At 48.8% G+C, this 514-nt stretch carries 1 protein-coding gene; it reads left to right on the forward strand.

Going from position 1 to position 514, the window contains the following annotated elements:
• A partial coding sequence (locus J690_RS24655) for an Ig-like domain-containing protein (protein ID WP_228133012.1) occupies positions 1-514 on the forward strand: 514 nt, incomplete at both ends.

Consider the following 514-nt stretch of genomic DNA (forward strand, 5'->3'; position numbering starts at 1 on the left):
ACACAGACCTTGCAGGTAACCTGGGTACAGGTGATGTACTTGATGGTACCGACGGTTTTGTTGTAGACACTGTTGCACCAACGCTTGCGATTACAGCGGATGACCTTGCACTTGCAGCAGGTGAAACAGCGAACATCAGCTTCACGTTCAGTGAGGCGGTGACTGGTTTTGATGCAAATGACATCACTCTTATTGGCGGTACGTTGAGTGCATTGGTTACAACTGACAACATCACGTGGACAGCAGTGTTCACACCAGATGGTACAGGTACAGCACCAAGCATTAGTGTGGCTAATGGTACTTATACAGATATTGCTGGTAACTTGGGTACAGGTGATGTACTTGATGGTACCGACGGTTTTGTTGTAGATACTGTTGCACCAACGCTTGCGATTACAGCGGATGACCTTGCACTTGCAGCAGGTGAAACAGCGAACATCAGCTTCACGTTCAGTGAGGCGGTGACTGGTTTCGATGCGAGTGACATTACGGTTGTAGGCGGAGCATTGACTGG

Source organism: Acinetobacter sp. 742879, from assembly GCF_000588535.1.
Classification (GTDB): Bacteria; Pseudomonadota; Gammaproteobacteria; order Pseudomonadales; family Moraxellaceae; genus Acinetobacter; species Acinetobacter pittii.